This window comes from Pedobacter sp. GW460-11-11-14-TSB4 (assembly GCF_059423705.1).
In genome coordinates this window covers 17177-33690 of record NZ_JBWKYI010000005.1, presented here as the reverse complement: position 1 = coordinate 33690, position 16514 = coordinate 17177, and the positions used below count along the sequence as shown (strand labels likewise).

Sequence of the window (16514 nt, the reverse complement as noted above, 5' to 3'; positions counted from 1 at the left end):
TTATTTGGTTAATATGAAAAGTGTTGAATTATTTATCTGGTGGGTGTCCGTAGTGAGGCCTAATCCAGCTACGAATTCCTCATAGTGATGGGAGCCTTGGGATTTTTTAAGTAAAAAATCTTTTTTTATGAAGAGTAGGCTTTTAGGTTGATTTTTAACAAGTTCAAATTTGTTAAGGTTCATTGTTAATAAATCTTCATCCAGTATATCTATAAACGCCTTTGTGAAAATTAAATCTATTTTTTTAACAACAGATGATGTTGCCCACCTAAAATTTGCTGCATTAGCTTTTAGGATATTTAAATTATTGAGGAGGTCTTTTTCACTCAACAGGTATTGAATTGGCCAAAATATTATTTCAGTATAATGCGCATCATTAAGTTTTTGTCTTAGGCGTTCAAAATCTAGAAATTCATTATCATTACCACCTAAATCATTAACATTAAATGGGATACCCTTAAAGTCTTCTAAAATAATATGAATATTACATTCTAATTTTTTGTTAATGTATTGTTGTAATCCGAGTAAACAGTCTAAACTGCTTTTTTGATATTTATCAACAACCAGAACAATACAAGTTTGAGGTATCTGAATCCTTCCCTCATCCAATTCTGTCCTTATTTCTTCTATGGCATCTAAAATTTTATAACTACATACTTTTTCTGAGATGCTATTGAGTTTTTGGTCGTACCATGGCTTGAAATTAATGTATTTTGTTTTTTTAAAAATACTATCATCATAATGTTGATGGCCTGAATAATGAAAAACAGCTAATTTTTCCCATTTCTCTATAGGGCTATTTGGCCAGGAAAATTCCAATTCTGAATGGATATGAACCTTGCTTCCAAAATACCATAAATTCCACAGAACAGCCCACATATCTGCGCACCATGCCTGTATACCACGGTCTTCAGTCCGGTAGCTTTTCCGCTTCTGGTAATCAGAAAGCCATAACTGTTTGTTAAAACCATTCATTATATCGAACAAGGCTTCACAATCGGCCTCTACCTTTTCCCAAAATTGGTAAGTCAAATTTTTCAAAATATACTGCGCACCACCGCTATTTTCATCATTGGCAATTATTGTAGAAACAGGAATACCCACTATTGTGGCCATTTCTTCCAATAATTTTTCTGAACCTGATTTAATGATGTATGCACTATCTAAATAACTTCTGGTATCCGAAACATAACATACACCATTTTCGTATAACTTTCCTATTTGCGGCACCCTACTTAGCAAAACATCCGAATCATGATAAAATATAACTTCGTGTTGAAGAGAAACCATCTCTCCGAAATGTTTTTTTATAATGTGTGGCCTTATTGACGAGGTATATTTTCGTTTATCTCTTGTGTCTGTATAAATAAAGAAATTAGCGAGATGCTGATAGGATTGAATAAAATCGTCAAACTGCTTTTGTAAACCAACCTTAGGATCAACCCCTACCAAAACATGAATTGCTGATTTGGGAATACCTAATGAATTAAAATTTCGCAATTGTATTTCTAATTGCCAAATAAAATAAATAGAATCGGGTTGTGCTGAAAGATAGATCATAATATAAAAGAGTTAGCCTAAGCTAACCCTTATTTGATTTTATTTAATTACCAGTTACAACCGTAGATATAAATATTGTGGGTAGAATTATAGCAAATGGATTGCGATGGAGACCATGGCGCTGGGCCACAACTACCATCTACATAAGCCTGAGTACCAACATAGTATTGTGAGTGTGGTCCATCGGTAGGAATTCTGCAACTGCCACCGCTCCCACCTTCATCTTCGCCAACAGTTGTAGTTGTTGTTATTGGATCACCCGGATCTGGAGTAGTTGGCCCGTCGCCACCCAATACATTTTTTAATTGTTCGCGAGACAGTGGTTCCATACCCGATAATTCAATTTGGCTTAAGCTAATTTTTTTCATTTAATTTAAAATTTAAGAACTTACGTTCTGGTTGCGTTATTAATGATTTATGTCTACAGCTTAGGTTGTAGTTACCGAACTAGTATGTACAGCCTGGGTACATCATCGCTCAATTAGTGCTAATTTCCTGAGGTTTATATGTTGGTTTGTTTTAAAATTATTTTTGTTTTGGCGTTAATACAGTTCTACCCTGTTATTTAATTCGCCAAGATCATTGTTAGTTCATCGATACGGTAATTTTCAGTTAGTTTGTAACCGTTAACATAAACCGTTGGTGTTGCCCTAATTTTCATCTTTTCGCACCACACTTGCATTGCTGTGATTTTACTACCATACTGTTTTAAATCATCAGAAATAACATGTTTCGCCGCGAATTTGTCGTAATCTTTTATTGGCGCATTGTACCAATCGTTTAATGCTAATTTCAAGTCAGCTTCAGATCTTGTTGCGGCTATTGCCAGGAAATGCCTTACAGGTGCCGCCCGTAAATCTGCTTCATGATCGTAAGCAGTAAATATTATCCTCAATCGAATATCATTACTACCCTCTGCCAAAGACTCGAGATGTGGATGTGCTTTTGAGCAAGGATTGCAATATGGATTACATACTTTAATAATTTCGTATCTGGCATCCTTTTTACCTATTATAATGCCTAAGTCTTCTGGTAATTTTGGTATAGCATTTTGCTGTTCCAGTGAAGTCCAAAATACATTTCGATTTAATTTTAATTTTACCCACTTTTTTTGATACTGCTGCCCGGTTTTGGCTTTCTTGATTGTAGGAACAATAAAGTTTGTGATGAGTAAAACTGAAGTAAAAATTAATCCATATTGAAAATAATCTATCAATGAGGCTAACTCAAGTAACGACGCATGGTTGTTTAAAAGATGGATCAAAAATTGCACAAATAAAACAGCCTGAATTACCAGGCACAAAGCGCACCATTGTTTAGCAATTTTTAGTTGGTAGTAAAGAGAGTAACAAATGTAAGCCACACTTAAAAACGAAAGTACAGCTGATATGCCCAGGTATCCCTGGCTTGACACCCCAAATATTTGTAGAAAAAGGCTAGAAAAGAAATAGCTAAACCCAATTATCGACCAGCTGAGGCCTAAAAATTTAGCGCCTTTAGAATTTAATACAGCAGAACAGTTAACCTTTTTCCCACTTGAACACATTTCCTTCAAGAAAGGGTTTTCTAATTCCATATCCAGCGCCAGGATAATACCAGAGACAATGGTTCCTGTAAAATTGAGTCCCCATAAGGCTAAATAGTAAAGATTTACTTTTTGCTCATCATAAGAAAGGACTACACCAGCAACAGCAAAAAAGATAAGCAGGAATATCGGACTTCGATTTATAACAGAAGCTAATAATTCTGCCTTTCTTTTTTGTTTATAATTGGTTTCTTCAGCGTTTTGGCCCTTTTCTACAAGAAGAATAATTCCAAGTTCAATTTTGTTAAACTCTTCTGCATTCATCCTTACCCATTTCAATTCTCTGGGATGAAAAAAATTCACTTCATTTTCTTCAATGTTATTAATTAAAGTAAAAAAAGGTTTTTCCCATCCCTCCATTTGAATTGAAGCAATAAAAGGGATTTCGAAATCTTCTAGATTAAATTCTTCATTCCTTTGTATAGCCAGGCTTTTAATTCCAAAATCGTTTATCACATCTTTTATGCAAAGCAGAGATGGAAAATCAGGATGGAAATTAAGTTTTTCTCTTATAGAAGTATCTGTCACACTAACACCAACCTCTTTCAGCAAAACCTTAATAACAGTAAATAAATTGTCATCTCGCTGACGGAGTTTGTTGAGAGCGTTCATAAATTAAATTGTTATCAGAATATGCCTTGGGTTTATTTTAAAAATTCTAATTCAAAGTTTTTAAGGTACGGTTTACCATCAAAACTAAAATCGGGAAGAATATTGATTTTCATCCAATACAAGGTTAATGCAGATACGTCGCTCACTGTTGATGGAATTGACAATGTTGAAGTAATAGGTTCAGCAGTTGTTCCTGGAGGATATAGTGAGGCTAAACTTCCCCATACATAAGGACCCGCTAAAACCATTCCGTATCCTGTAGGTGCTTTATTAAATAATGATCCTTCAGTTCCTTCATCTACTGGCCAGAAACCAATAAGATTTGTATAATTAGGATGCTTGGTAATATCTTTCAAATCTTTATTTGCCGAAATTACAGTTCCATCCAAAGCAGTATTAAAATAGCACAAATTGGCAGCATAAAAGTCTGCTGCACCACTTCCGTCTACCTTAACGAAACCGATTTTTAAAGGTTCTGCTGTAGTTAAGCTTTTATGTCCATTAATATTGCCGCTATTATTAAGTACTCCATCCGTATAGGTTGTTAATGTTCGGGTAGTAGCATTTACACGCTTAACAGTGAAAGTTAAAGTATGCCATGCTAAATCAGCTAATGGGCTACCTCCAGAAATCTGCGTTCTACCTGTACCAGAACCATTTTGCGTGCCACCTACTGAAACTGTCCAATTGGCATTATCAGTAAAAAGTAACCAACCTGTTTGCGTAGTTCCATCTATTCCCACACTCTTAGATAAAAATGCTGGATAACGCGTATTCGAATTAAACTTTACCTGAATCTGCACAGTAAAATCTTTATCGGTACCTGCATCATACAGTCCGTTATCGTTTGGCACGGTAGCCAGTACGGAAGTATTATTAAATCTTATGGTATTAAAACCCGATTTCTTTAATTCAAAAGGTTTAAAAGATGGATTGTATAATAGCGTAAAGCCATTTGTAGGGTTTGCGCTACTACCGCCATGATTACTGGTCACGATTACAAGCCATTCCTCGTTTGCAAAATTCTTCCTGGCCTTTAATGCAGTTAAAATATTACCCACATATTCATCTGCCTTAACAATTGCATTTTTATAATTGGCATTGGTTGCCACATAACCACCATTGTCACCAGCAGCTTCTACATCTCTAAAATTCACAAACATGGTACCTAAGCCTGCCTGGTTATTCAGAATACTGATTGTGCTATCTTTAACAGCTAAATCCGTTGATACTACAGGCAAAAAGTCTGCATTACGCATATAGCTACGCAGATTAGCCCATGGCGTAACAAAAGCTGTTTTTACAGATTTATACTGGGTAACATAATCGAATACATTACGATAAGAAACAATTGGTGCATGGGCATTATTCCCGGTTTGGCTCCTTTCAAAATTATCGTTGCTAATCTGATGTTTTGAAAAACCTGTACCAGTTAACATGGATACCCATCCGGCAGCATCTGAAGAAGTTTTTAAAGTATTGTAAGAATACTTAGCGTTTTTTTGCAATGTTGCAATATTGGTTGGTGCAACAGTTTGCAGTTCGGTACCTGTTAAACCATCAATACTAATCACCAATACCTTACGCTGACCAACAGAGAGCGGTTTCAGGTCTTCGTAAATAGCTGAAGGATTATTGTATTTTTTGCAACCCGTGTAGCCAAATAAGCCTACTGCACAAAAAATTAAAAGTATGTTATATATTTTATTGTTAATTTTCATAATAAGCGCCATTAAGGTTTAATTAGATTGCATTCTGATAAGTTAGCATAGGTAGCATTAACCCCGCTTTTAATCACCACCTTTATAAACTTTGTACTTATGTTACCGGCCGGGAAATTAAAATTGTAAACTGCGGTATTTTGTGGTAAAGTGGTAGTGCCAACGCTCACGTAATTTACATTATCGTTACTGGCAAATATTTCTACATCTTTTACATACCCTCCACTATTATTTTGTCTTTGTGCAAAGGTTACACCTTTAACTGCAATCGGCACTGGCGATCCGGTACCTAATACAATATTGATAGGATAACCTACAGTATTGGTTGGTGTTGCTGTACCATAGTTAGAATGCCAGTAAGAAGAAGCACTTACAACACCGTCTACTAATGCAGCCGCAGTTCCGTCACCTGTATAAAAGGAACTAACTGATACTACCGTAGTATTATAAGTAATGGTCCCTGTACCACCAGTTTTATTTAAGGGATTATAGGTCCATATTGCGGTTTTTAAAAGTGGGTATTTTGCATTAACCTTTGCCACTACTGCATCACTAACGCTAATTCCCCATGCGCCAAAAAACGGAGACAAATCTGTTTTGGTATAATCAGAAAGCTTTTCGTACACAAAATTATGCTTCGTAATATCGCTAGAATTTAATCTATCTGCATGGCGGGCTTCTGAATAAAGATAAGTCATTGCACCATAACCATATTTTTCAAAAATCTGTACAAAAGGTGTCATTTTCATAAACGGCGCTTCATCTACTGCGTTCATGGCCGCATCGGTATCGAAATTTTTTGCTCCGCTACCGCTGGCATAAGTAATTGCCTTAGGGAAACCGCTTGAAACGGCCGGGTGTAGAATATTATAATTTGCACCAATTCTATTAGCTACTTTAAAGCTGAACAAGTTATTAGTCGTTTCGCCTAAAGTGCTCCAGCTCCATACGCTACCCTGCTGACAATTATGTCCAAATTCGTGGTAAGAACCCCATTGCCCTTCACTGGTGCTCAAGCTTTTCACACTTGTAAAACTTCTGAACCACTCACTATCATTAGTACCAACAAAAGGAAATCCATTATGGCCATAACCATTAGTTAACTGGATATCTAATACACCGCGCCATTGACTTTGCGGACTACGGTCTCTGATATCAGGAGCATTATCTGATAAACCCATCCAGGCGTTATAATCTAAATCGAATACATCATTCCATTTAGTCAAGGCTAAGGATGGATTGGTAAAAGGCTCTACAGAATTAAATGTAGCGATAACCTTATCTCTCGGAATTGTAAAAATAACCCGTTTAGCCCTTAATTCTAACCAAGGTACTTGCGAGGCTTTTACTTTAGCAACCCAATCCGCATCAACACTCTGGCCCAAGATAAAATCAGGAGATACTACGGCACCGCTAATACTAAAAGTAACAGGATTAGCATAGGCAAAAGAAGCCAATATATATATATGCCCACCATACAAGTTGCGTATATAATTAACTCCTGCAACCAATAGCTTTCTGTTGTAAATTACCGGATCGCGCAACAATGGAGATTTACCTCCAAGGTTATCGGTATGTGCCCCTATTTGTACAGTTAATCCCTCTACTCCTGCAGGAACTACCAATTTAATGAGTTCGCCAGGAGCGGCATAATAACCTGTACTATATTGTGGAGAAGGTGCAACCGAAATTCTTAAATTCTGTGCAGTTTGATCGGTAAAGTTAAGATCCAAAGTAAACTGGGCGTCTTTAACCCTAGGCTCTGATTGATCTACCAAACCAGGGAATACCCTGGCCTTAGCATACATAGACTTATCTATTACTTTCATATTGGTATCAACAGTTCCTTCTGCCACATTCTGTGAATCATCTGGATAGCCGTCTGGTACCTCGTAGCCATACTTTTTACAGGCTGTAAATGCCACTAAAAGAGATAGGCCAAATATTTTAGTTAACTGATTAATTTTCATTTTATCAATTTTTAAGTTAATTAGTTGGTAATACTATTGTTGGGGTAAACAAATTACCCATTAAGCCCCATTGTTGCGGTACAGCTATATTTAGCCAGTTGTAAATTAATACTGGAATATCAATACCATTTGGAACATTTTTAAAGGCCAGATCGGTAATATTACCACCTACAACAGGCGAAACTTCAAGAAAATATGCCCAGCTTGCACTTCCGGTTACTGCAAAGTCTTTTTTCGCTGCTGAAAGATCTTTTAATACCAGACCAGTACCTTCGTTTGATGGCCACCATCCCAATAGTTTATCAGGGTTAGGCGCTGTAAATGAAATCTCCTTTTTCATATTGGCGATCAGATCGGCATCGGTCATGGCAATATTATAAATAGCCATATCCCTAAACCATAAATCAGTACCATCCGTTGCAACTGTTGCTTTTCCGGCCCCCATGTGTAGGGCAGCAGGGTTAGTTAAGTTTTTACCGGTAATATCTACGCTGGTAAGTTTTTTGCCATCCTGAAATAAAGACACATAACGTACAGCTCCTTCATTAAATAACTTAAAAGCAAGTGTGTGCCATTTACCATCTCTAATTACTGCACCGGCCGAAATGGTATAACCACCTGCAAAACTTAAGTAATAAGAATCGCCCCAGGTCATTAAATCCCAGCCTGTACTGTTTAACCCTTCTCTGGCAGTATAGTTACTCATGTTACCGCAAAAATGGGCATAGTTACTAGCGCCACTTGCAGTGCTCTTAATTTTTAACACAAAAGTATAATCACCAGTGGTACCAAAATCACCAATATTGGCATCAGAAAGTACTGCCACCCCATTGTTTGCTACAGTTGAAGTTAGGCGAAGTGCCGAACCTGTAAAAGGATAAGAACTTGGATCTGGTTGATTAACCAATGTTTTTGAAAATCTTGGGTTATAAAATGCTACATAGGTATTTCTAGAAGGATCGTTGTAAATATTAGAACCTGCACCACCGCCTGATACACCACCACCTTTGTTAGAAGCGACAACGATTAACCAGTTTTCGCCAGAATATCCTTTTCTAGCTTTTAATGCTGTTAAAATTTCGCCAATATACCCATCAATAGTTTGAATAGCAGTTGCATAAGCAGGCGTACTTGCAGTATAGCCATTGGCTGCACCTGCAACATCAGCACTATGAAATTGTGCTACCACCATGGTTGGATTATTTGTGCTTAGCTCTGCTACTACTCCAGCCTTTACTGCAGCATCATCAGATACGTTCTGTTTTATGGTTGCATCGCCAGCCAGCTTATCGTTAAAAAGTGGAGTTGATGCAATTGAAACAGTTCTTGATGAACTTAATGAGCTCTTAATACGTGTAAAAATTGTAGGCGTAGTTGCCAAATTAAGTCCGGCAAAATCCTCCGTAGTTACATTACTTTTAGTATAATCGTAGCCCGTAAACATATTAGTCCATCCGGCTGCATTCGTAATAACATTTCGCTTATCATCAGCAAGTCCATCAAAAGTATATAATGCTTTAGCATTGATAGTTGCAATATTGGCAGGTGCAAGTGTTTTAATTGCTGCTCCAGTTACGCCATCTAAAACAATGTAAAGCACCTTTTTACCGGCACCCAGCCCTGCAGTATCATTTTTAAAAGTTTGTGGCAATGTATTTTCAAAATCCTTATTACACCCGGTAGCCATAAGGATAAGCCCAAATACCGAAGCTAAGCCAAAGCATTTTAGGGCAATAGTTAATGTAAATCCTTTTTTCATATTCATTATGTTTGAAACTATATTGATCAATTAGAAAAAGTTAGGCGTAATAAGTTGCGTGGTAAAAAGGTGTTGAAGCGCAAAATATCTCCTACCAAAATTACTTGCGAACCAGTACTGATTGAAGTTTCGAGCATATCGTAAACTGTACCTTGAAAACCTCCTGTATTATTATAACCAACAGCCAATTGTCCATTGCTTTCTAATACCATAAATCCTTGCCGTAAATAATCGCCGTATTTGTTAAAAGAACCGCTAACAATTATTTTACCGTTATTAAGCTGCCCTACGAAAGTAGCTATGCCCCCTGTTATTGGAAGCGGATTAAACGTAGTAACGTTAGAACCATTTGCATTTAGTAAGTTAACACCAGCAGATGCTTTTCCGTTAAAGCTGGTAAATGTGCCTGCGATTACAATTTTATCGGTATTAGCATTGTATCTGATCGAGTAAATATCTCCATTTGCCGCTGCCCCTACACTAAAGCTGTTATCTACACTGCCATCTAAGTTTAACCTCACAATTCTATTGGCCTGTACACCATTAAATGTGGTAAAAGTACCCGCCAGGATCAATTTTCCATCGGCCTGCATCATAGCATCTAAAATTACCCCATTTGCACCTACAGCACTCTGGCGTGTAGATTTGTTATAATGAAAGGTCGAATCCATCGTACCATCCATATTTACCCTGACCATTTGGCGCATTCTGGTTAAATCGTAAACCTTTTCATCGTAACTAGAGTTTGGCAGATACATTCGTTTATAATTATTAAAACTACCAACAAGGTAAACTTGCTCGCCAAAAACGAATGTTTTCCTAACTGGCCCATCTACACCGGCATTAAATGCACTGACAGTATCACCATTTTTATAAATTTCCTGTGGTTTTGGATTAATAACATTGGTAAGCACCAAACTATCCAATGATCCAGTGGTATTTAACCTTGCCACATTATTTAACGTTTGACGGTTCGGGCGTGTAGAATTAAAAGAGGTAAAACTACCACCAATAATAAATTTACCAGCCTGGCTACCTGTTGCAATTCTTGTAATCGAATTAATGTACTTGCCAGCACCACCAGCTGCTTTACCAAAAGCGACTCCACTTGTGGTATAAGCCCCATCTCCGGTTATTTGAGCAATACCTCCTATTGGCACTTTCTCTGTACCTTTTAATTCGAAATTATTAAAGGCTCCACCTACAAAGTAGTTACCGTTTGCTAAGCCCTCTATATCATACACAGTGCTCATACCCGTACTATTTGTTGCGCCATTAATTACCTTCCATGTAGGATCTACACTTACCTTACCCCCCACTTTAACCAATGGGCCAAAAAAGCTTTGTCCTTGTGAGGTAATCCACATACTACCTGTACTGGCAGTAATTGGAACCTTAAAGGTTAATGTGCTATCGTTAGTTGATCCTGTAACCACCTCGGCTTCAACTTCATTTACGTATACTTTAAAATCGTTGATATACTTATTCAATCCTTTTACCTTTACGCTTAACACCTCGCCCGCATTTACCACATCTGGTTCGATAGTTTTAGTAACGAAAGTAATATCCAAAGGTTTTTTACCCCCGGCGTAAGGATCTTCTGTTAGACCATTCTGTTTTTTGCAGGAAACAAAAGTTGCTGTCAGGCATATTGCCAAAAACAAATGGGCCTTAAATTTATATTTTATGTTATTTAACATTTTTATTCAATTTACGAGTGAAATATTAAACTATGGCGTTGCCGGATCTATACCTGCCGATATGGCCTGTTCGATAAACGTGTATGTATTAAAGCCAAAATTGTGTTTACTCTTGGTTAACACATGTAAAACACCGTTTGTAGGCTGTATATCAGAAGTTGCTACCGGAATATTAATCAATGACACCTGTGGGTTCGATAAATCAGGGATATAAGCCAGGTATAACTGGCGATAGCCTGCATAGGAAACTCTTGATATTTCTGCTCCCGCAGCATTGTAGACTACAGCATCGTTAAAAATTACACCAATATTCATAATCCTGTTCCCATAAGAGGCATAACCCTGGCCTGGATAAGCCAGATAAGATAATGTATCGCGCTGTGGATAATCTTTCAAGCGGCTCGCGCCTTTAAAGATATACTGAGAAAGTATATTCTTCCATACCAAAGGTTTGATTTGTGAAAGTTTAGATACCGTATCTTTACCCTGTACCCTTAAATATACGTTTAATTGTTTAATTGATTTATAAATAGAGCCACTTGGCGGAGCAAAAAATGTGATATTTTCTTTGCTAACCACATCAGCCATACCTGCTAGTTTAATAACAGTTAGAGTAGAATCGAAGAATGGTTTTTTTTCTTCCATATACTGGAGTATGTTTCCATTATATTTTGCATCATGAACCCCAGTTTCCTGATAGTATTTCTTACAACTGGCTAATGCCAATAGCATACAGATTAGGGAAAATAATAGCGTCTTATCTTTATTTTTCATTGTCTTATATTTTAAAAGCTAATGAAGCTACCAGCAGGTATAAATTTGTTTACTGATAGTTGCATCATCCTATTAATTCCAAAAATTATTACCAATTAAATATGGGTTTGCACTACGCTCATCAGCACTAATGGTTAAAGGCCAGGTCCATGCACCTGCATTTAGGTTAGCAACTGAAATAGGTGATTTAGTAAAATCAGAATTTACAACCCGCTTTGTTCTTACCAGATCGAAAAAGAACTGCCCCTCGCCAATCAGCTCCCTGCATCTTTCTCTATATATTTCGTCTTTCAAATCTTGTCCGCTTAACACGATTGGAGGTGCAGCCGCGGCCTCTCTTACCCTATTGGTAAAATCTCTTGCTCCACCTTCATCGCCAAGTTCGGCAAGTGCTTCAGCAGTTAATAAATAACAATCAGGCAATCTGAAAATGATAGCACTATCGTCGCTCGTAACTGATATAGCAGAACCAGATCCCGTTGTATAAATATTTGCAAATTTTTTAAACTGGAAAGTACCTGTTCCTGAATCATAGTTTTCGAACCAGTTGGTTAACCTGGCATCAGGAATACCTGCAGGGTAAAGCTTACTGATATAATCTTTATTATAAGCCATAGAACTTGCCGTTTTAGTTACTGTACCACGGTAAGGATAATGTGAGAAATAATAAGAGAAACCTGCAGGTAAAGAAAAGCCTTCGCCGTAGTTAAAATCTTGTAATATGCCAAATAAATTTTCCGAACTCCGTCCTTTAAAAATTTTCAGCGTATTTTCTGAAGTAATTGGTAAAAGCTTATAATTGGTATAGGTATCCAATTCTGTTGCCAATGTTTTTACAGCTTCGTAATATTTTGTTTTATTCTCATTATCCCATGCTGCAGCCCACATATTTAAATGCATTAACAAGGCAACTGCAGTTGCTTTGGTAGGTCTAAAACCATTTGAAGAAACATCGTTATAAGTGGTAGGCAAATCAGCTTTAGCAGCTGTCATATCTGCTATGCATTTTTTCATTACTTCTACCTGAGGGGTTCTTGCTAGTGGTGTACTGTGATAAGCTTCTGTATAATAAACTGCATCACCAAATAACTTGCAGATAAACATATAACTCAGGTTACGTAAAAATACCGCTTCTGCTTTATACCTCCTTCTGTCTGCATCCTGCAAGCTAGAAGATGGCACCTTATCGATTTCGAAATACATGATGTTTGATGCAGCGATTACATCGTACCACTCTTTCCAGCTCATAATTTTTTTCATCAAATTATCATAACGGTTACCTCTGGAAACAATAAACTTCATATTGTTTCCAATTAAGGCGTTAAAGGTATTGGCTCCATCGCCATCTATACTCAATACATTTATACTATTACCCCGAATTTCTAATGCCGGGAAAAAGGCACGATCATCACCATTAAAAAATTGTGGTGTACCGGCTACTTTTGATCTTAACCGGGCATAAATGCCATTTGTAAATCCTTCTACCTCTTCGCGGGTTTTCCAAAAATTATTGCCTGACTGAGCTTCAATCGGTGTTACATTGAGAAACTTTTTACACCCTGCGGTGGTAAAAACCAATGCGGCAAACAGGATTATATATTTAATATTTTTCATTTTCTTAAAATTTTAAAACTCAATGTTTAAACCTAAAGTAAACTGTCTTGGAGATGGGTAACCTCCCGAATCATCTCTACCTAAACTGGTTACATTTTCAGGATTAGGACCAGTATAACGCGTAATAAAACCAAGGTTGGCAGCAGTAGCATTGATGCTTACCCTATTCATACCGAATTTACTGGTAAAGCTCTTATTAAAGATATAATATACTTTTATGGAGTTTAGTTTAAAGTATGAACCGTCTTCCTGGAATACTGTTTGATTAAGTCTGTATGGATCGATAATGCCCGCACGTACAAAGTCTAAAGGGTTTCCGTAAGTGGCTATATCACCAGGTGTACGCCAGTAGTTAAGTTCACTTAAAGGCACCAAGCTACCCGACTTAAGCGGATTGTTGTATGCCGGAGAACTGAAGTTTTGGAATTGCTTAGCTAACGGGTTATTAATAATATCACGAACTAAGGTAAAAGAGGTATTAATCTCTACGCTCCAGTTCTTCCATTGCAGGTAAGAATAAAATCCACCTGTAACTTGTGGTTGCGAGTTACCTGCAATTACCCTATCGTTACCATCCAGTACATAGTTACCATCTAAATCGGTAAAAATAGGATCTCCTGCCCTAAAATAATTTAATCGGCCAGTACCACCCACACGATAAGGTAAACCTGTATTCGGATCAACAGGTACCTGTGCATTGGTAGAATATACACCTTTGGTATTATATAGGTAGTTAGAAAGTGAGTTGGTACCTAAACGGTAATAAATATCCTGTCCTAAATCTCTATCATAATAAATTAAATCTCTTAAACCATCTGGCAGTTGAGCTAAAACTTCTCTGTTTATGGCAAAGTTCCCTGATATTGTCCATTTAAAAGGGCTGCTCGGATTTAATGGACGGGCAGTTGCCTGGAATTCCCAACCGTAATTTACGTTACTAATCTCATTTGAAGCAATGGTTGAGAATGAATTGGTGCCTGAGATATTTTTATACCTGAAGATATTATCGTTTTGTTTATAATAGGTATCAAAATTTAATGAAAAGCGGTTTTGAAACAAGCTAAAATCAACACCGGCATTATAAGTAGTAGCTTTAGTTGGCTGCAAATCTAAATTAGGCAACCTTTCCAGGTCTAAAAGTATAGAATTGCTGTTGTTATAACGCGGGCCTCCAGCATATTTACCATAGGCATCGAAAACACCTCCTACCGGCTGAATATTGGAACCATAACTTAAACGAATATCAGCATAATCAACCCACTTAACGTTTTCCATAAACTTCTCCTTGTTAAAGTTCCATTTTAAGGCTATTGATGGGTTGGCAATATAACGGGCATTTTCTCCGTTAGCAGAGTTTGCATCTAAACGATAGTTAAGGTCTAAAACATATTTTTGCCTATAGTTATAAGAAAATGCACCTGCGAAGGCTATACTTCTATCATCCCTATAATCAATAGTACCACCCAATGAGGTTAGATAATCAGTCATGTTAGTTAAAGGTCCTCTTAACTGATCGTTTACTCCTTTTTGGTTCAGAATCGCATCAGCCTTAAAAAAGCTCGAATTGATCTCGGTAAATGCAAACAAATTGAAGGTATGTGAATCTTCTCCGGCTGCATCTTTTAGGCCATAAACATAAGAAAACTGGTTACGGTTATATAATTTGGTAGCTCGATCGTTATAAGTATAATATTGAGATTGGTTACCATTTAACGCCGCTGGCGAAAAATTATCCTTTGTATTAGAGTTATTGGTATAGTTTAAGAAGGTTGCGATTCTGAAATTTCTAAAAACTTCGTATTCGGCATTAATAGTTGCAAAAGTTTGCAATGATTTATTGTCATTATCCGTTTCAAGCTGTGCCAAAACACCACTTTGTGATGAATAGAGCGATGGTGAAGGCAGTAATGTTGATGCCGTACCTGTAGTTGCTAAACCACTATTTAATAAACCATTACCACTCCCCGTTTGTACTTTTTGGATCGAGTTCTGTAACTGTCCAACCAATTTAAACTTCGGAGTTGGGTTATATTGCATATTCATATTCAAATTATATCTTGAATATCCCGTATTCTCTTGTATACCAGTCTCATCAAAAGCACCTAAGCCCACTTTATAGTTGAAAGCCACATCCCCGCCTGATATATTCACGTTATGGCTTTGGTTAAATGTATTTCTGTAAAAGAAAGATTGCCAGTCGGTAGAGTTATTAAAGTATGCATTTAAACTATCAGCCAGAATTGGTGAAGAGTTGATTAAATCTATTGCATGGTTATAAGTACTATCATTCTGCAAAATCTGCGAAATACGTAACAACCTTTCTCCCTTACCACCAATTACGGTACGTAACTGAGGTACCAAAGAGAAAAATGAGGCACCAGTGTAACGAACTACAGGCACTTTTGAGCTACCACGTTTGGTGGTAACCAAAATTACCCCATAAGCACCTCTCGATCCGTACAATGCAGTTGCTGCAGCATCTTTCAAGGTAGTAATATCTTCTATATCCTCGGGCGGAATCTGAGAAATTGGCGATACACCTGGTCCTGCCTGCTGGAAACCATAAGAATAATTGGTATTATCATCTACAGGTACGCCATCGATTACAAATAATGGTGAAGTAGGTGTTAAGAAACTAGAACTTCCTGAACCTGAAACATTGATGTTCGAAATACCCCGTAAGGTAATAGAGCCCCTGAAACCTGGTGCACCCGTACTATTCTGAATGTTCAAACCAGCAACTTTACCTTGTAAAAGTGACATTACATCACTTGCCGGCTGCCCCTGGATATCTTTACCTGAAATGGTTACTGTAGAGCCTGTTGTTAGGGTTCTTGTTTTTGTCTGATATCCCGCGGTAACAGTTACTTCTTTAAGCGTAGCATTATCGCCCTGTAATGTTAAATTAATTACTGTTCGGTTATTTACCTTGATGGTTTGTGTGACATAACTTAGGTATTTAAAAGTAATTTCTGCATTAGAAGCAACAGTTACCCTAAAGCGGCCTTCTCCATCGGTTTGACCTAAAACCTTGCCAGCACTTAAGATGCTTACGCCAGGCATGGTTTCTTTCTTTTTTGATTCTCCATCATAAACCGTACCTGTAACCGCAATTTGCTGTTGTGCGAAGGCCAGATTGTGCAAACCAAAAATCAATAAAATTACTATACTGTAAAAATACTTCATTGGAAATATATTTTGTTTTGATTTAGTTAGTTT

General features: G+C 37.2%; 10 protein-coding genes. All 10 read right to left on the bottom strand.

Annotation, left to right across the window (positions count from 1 at the left end; all coding sequences use genetic code 11):
- Window positions 1-1560 (bottom strand): hypothetical protein, encoded by a 1560-nt coding sequence (locus AC07YT_RS06840; protein WP_086545346.1) that lies wholly within the window; start codon window positions 1558-1560, stop codon window positions 1-3.
- A 47-nt stretch (window positions 1561-1607) separates the two neighbouring features.
- Window positions 1608-1928, bottom strand: coding sequence for a hypothetical protein (locus AC07YT_RS06835; RefSeq protein ID WP_086545345.1), 321 nt, complete (start codon window positions 1926-1928; stop codon window positions 1608-1610).
- Window positions 1929-2125: 197 nt separating this feature from the next.
- Window positions 2126-3757, bottom strand: a complete 1632-nt coding sequence (locus tag AC07YT_RS06830) for a vitamin K epoxide reductase family protein (protein WP_086545344.1) — start codon at window positions 3755-3757, stop codon at window positions 2126-2128.
- Between the two features lie 32 nt (window positions 3758-3789).
- Window positions 3790-5478 carry an alkaline phosphatase family protein gene (locus AC07YT_RS06825; RefSeq protein ID WP_494945248.1) on the bottom strand — a complete coding sequence of 563 codons (1689 nt, stop codon included), beginning with the start codon at window positions 5476-5478 and terminating at the stop codon, window positions 3790-3792.
- An 11-nt stretch (window positions 5479-5489) separates the two neighbouring features.
- Window positions 5490-7448: a M60 family metallopeptidase gene (locus tag AC07YT_RS06820; RefSeq protein WP_086545342.1), complete on the bottom strand. Its 1959-nt coding sequence runs from the start codon at window positions 7446-7448 to the stop codon at window positions 5490-5492.
- A 16-nt stretch (window positions 7449-7464) separates the two neighbouring features.
- Entirely contained in the window at window positions 7465-9207 is a 1743-nt protein-coding gene (locus AC07YT_RS06815) for a hypothetical protein (protein ID WP_494945247.1), read from the bottom strand.
- Window positions 9208-9233: 26 nt separating this feature from the next.
- On the bottom strand, window positions 9234-10907 hold the full coding sequence (locus AC07YT_RS06810; protein WP_086545340.1) for a DUF5008 domain-containing protein: 1674 nt from the start codon (window positions 10905-10907) through the stop codon (window positions 9234-9236).
- A gap of 30 nt (window positions 10908-10937) precedes the next feature.
- Window positions 10938-11681: a hypothetical protein gene (locus AC07YT_RS06805; protein WP_086545339.1), complete on the bottom strand. Its 744-nt coding sequence runs from the start codon at window positions 11679-11681 to the stop codon at window positions 10938-10940.
- A 72-nt stretch (window positions 11682-11753) separates the two neighbouring features.
- Window positions 11754-13295: a RagB/SusD family nutrient uptake outer membrane protein gene (locus tag AC07YT_RS06800; RefSeq protein WP_086545338.1), complete on the bottom strand. Its 1542-nt coding sequence runs from the start codon at window positions 13293-13295 to the stop codon at window positions 11754-11756.
- Between the two features lie 12 nt (window positions 13296-13307).
- Window positions 13308-16481 (bottom strand): SusC/RagA family TonB-linked outer membrane protein, encoded by a 3174-nt coding sequence (locus AC07YT_RS06795; RefSeq protein ID WP_086549257.1) that lies wholly within the window; start codon window positions 16479-16481, stop codon window positions 13308-13310.
- Window positions 16482-16514: the final 33 nt, after the last annotated feature.

What these genes read in the sequence shown, in the direction of transcription:
- AC07YT_RS06810 (WP_086545340.1), bottom strand. Translation starts at nt 10,907, where the DNA reads ATGTTAAATAACATAAAATATAAATTTAAGGCCCATTTGTTTTTGGCA.
- AC07YT_RS06825 (WP_494945248.1), bottom strand. Translation starts at nt 5,478, where the DNA reads ATGAAAATTAACAATAAAATATATAACATACTTTTAATTTTTTGTGCA.
- AC07YT_RS06820 (WP_086545342.1), bottom strand. Translation starts at nt 7,448, where the DNA reads ATGAAAATTAATCAGTTAACTAAAATATTTGGCCTATCTCTTTTAGTG.
- AC07YT_RS06815 (WP_494945247.1), bottom strand. Translation starts at nt 9,207, where the DNA reads ATGAAAAAAGGATTTACATTAACTATTGCCCTAAAATGCTTTGGCTTA.
- AC07YT_RS06800 (WP_086545338.1), bottom strand. Translation starts at nt 13,295, where the DNA reads ATGAAAAATATTAAATATATAATCCTGTTTGCCGCATTGGTTTTTACC.
- AC07YT_RS06835 (WP_086545345.1), bottom strand. Translation starts at nt 1,928, where the DNA reads ATGAAAAAAATTAGCTTAAGCCAAATTGAATTATCGGGTATGGAACCA.
- AC07YT_RS06805 (WP_086545339.1), bottom strand. Translation starts at nt 11,681, where the DNA reads ATGAAAAATAAAGATAAGACGCTATTATTTTCCCTAATCTGTATGCTA.
- AC07YT_RS06840 (WP_086545346.1), bottom strand. Translation starts at nt 1,560, where the DNA reads ATGATCTATCTTTCAGCACAACCCGATTCTATTTATTTTATTTGGCAA.
- AC07YT_RS06830 (WP_086545344.1), bottom strand. Translation starts at nt 3,757, where the DNA reads ATGAACGCTCTCAACAAACTCCGTCAGCGAGATGACAATTTATTTACT.
- AC07YT_RS06795 (WP_086549257.1), bottom strand. Translation starts at nt 16,481, where the DNA reads ATGAAGTATTTTTACAGTATAGTAATTTTATTGATTTTTGGTTTGCAC.